We start from the raw sequence: 2,001 nt of genomic DNA on the forward strand, positions 1-2,001 counted from the left end.
GACAGCGAATGGTCTGCCATCGAAGCGGACGCCAAAGACGTGCCGCTTGCCGACCCGGCCGCAGCGACCGATCTTTGCTATGTGCTCTATACGTCAGGTTCGACCGGTCTGCCGAAGGGCGTGCTGACCGAGCACCGCGCCCTGGTGAACCAGATGCACTGGCGTCTGCATCGGTATGGGCTATCGCCGGATGACGTCGTCCTGCAGAAGACGCCGTACAGCTTCGACGTATCGGTCTGGGAGTTCTTCTGGCCGTTGATGGTCGGCGCGCATCTGGTGCTCGCGGTCCCGGGTGGTCACCGCGACGTGGCGTACCTGGATACGCTGATCGATCGCCATGGCATCACGACACTGCACTTCGTCCCATCCATGGTCAGCATGTTCCTGGAACATGCGCGCGGCGAGCATCCTTCGGTCAAGCATCTGTTCTGCGGCGGCGAAGCCATGCCCGCAGCGGTCGCTCGCGGCTACAAGGCCGTGTTCCCGCATGCACATTTGTACAACCTGTACGGGCCGACCGAAGCCGCCATCGACGTAACGGCCTACGAATGCGACGGCAGCGTACCGGTGGTCGTGCCGATCGGACGTCCGCTGGATAACACCCGTATCTACATTCTCGATCGGCATGACCAGCCGCAGCCGCTCGGTGTGGCGGGAGAGCTTTTCATTGCGGGCGACCAGCTGGCGCGAGGCTATCTCAATCGACCGGACCTGACGGCCGAGCGTTTCGTCGCCGACCCGTTCGTGGCCGGCGAGCGCATGTATCGCTCGGGCGATCTGGCCCGCTGGAACGACGATGGCACCATCGACTATCTCGGCCGTATCGACACGCAGGTAAAACTGCGCGGCCAGCGGATCGAATTGGGTGAGATCGAGGCGTGCCTGGAGACGCACGAAAGCGTCGAAAAAGCCGCGGTCATCGTGCAAGGGCAGGGTACTGCCCAACGCCTCGTCGCGTTTTACCGTTTGGCTGCGGGTGCCGAGTCCGCCGACGAGGCGCTGCGCGAACATGCCATGCGGGCGCTGCCGGCGTACATGGTCCCTTCGCTGTTCATGGCGCTTGCGATATGGCCGGCGACGACGAGCGGCAAGACCGATCGGCGTGCTCTCGCGGCCATCGATGTCGCGGTGGCGCCGCGCGCCCTTCGTGTGGCACCCACCACCGACGACGAACAGCGCATGGTGGAAGTGTGGGAAGCGGTGCTCGGAGTGGCGTCCGACCAGATCGGCATCGAAGACGACTTCTTCGACCTCGGCGGCCATTCGCTGCTTGCGACACGGCTGGTGGCGCGCATTCGACACGCGTTTGGCGTCGAGCTTCCCCTGCGCGATATCTTTACCTATCCCTTGCTCAAGGATCTGACCGCGTGTGTGCAAAAGGCCACGCCATCCGATCTGCTGCCACTGAGAGCAGAGCGGGGCGCGGGCGACGTGGTACTCGGTTACGCGCAGGAACGCCTGTGGTTCCTGCAACAGCTCGAACCGGCCAGCACGGCCTACAACATGCCGTTGGCGGCGCGCCTCTCGCGTCGCGTGGATGCTGCGGCGGTAGCAGATGCGATACATCGTCTGACCGTGCGCCACGAGTCGCTGCGTACCGTGTTCCCGTTGGTGGATGGCGCGCCGAAGCAGCGCGTTCTGCCGGACGTCGCGATACCGTTCGTCGCGGTCGATCTCTCTGCCTGTGCGCCGGGAGATGCCTTGGCTGAAGCGCAACGGCTATGCCTTACGGAAGCATCGACGCCGTTCGATCTCGCTGCGGGCCCACTGCTGCGCGGTTTGCTGGTGACGGTGTCCGAAGGCGACCACGTGCTCATGCTCACCATGCATCACATCGTCAGCGATGGCTGGTCGACGGGTATCCTGCTATCCGAACTGGGCGCGCTGCTGGCCGATCCGGGCGCGGCGCTGCCGGCTTTGCCCATCCAGTACGCCGACTATGCGATCTGGCAGCGGCGCTGGCTGGAAGAGGGCGGCGGGCTGTCTCGCCAGCTCGACTAC

Annotated in this window: 1 protein-coding gene; it reads left to right on the plus strand. The window is 64.6% G+C overall.

Going from position 1 to position 2,001, the window contains the following annotated elements; all coding sequences use genetic code 11:
* Nucleotides 1–2,001 (plus strand): non-ribosomal peptide synthetase (locus BT115_RS18185; RefSeq protein WP_143144639.1); only part of this gene is annotated, 2,001 nt, incomplete at both ends.

The organism is Luteibacter sp. UNCMF366Tsu5.1 (assembly GCF_900119235.1).
GTDB lineage: Bacteria > Pseudomonadota > Gammaproteobacteria > Xanthomonadales > Rhodanobacteraceae > Luteibacter > Luteibacter flocculans.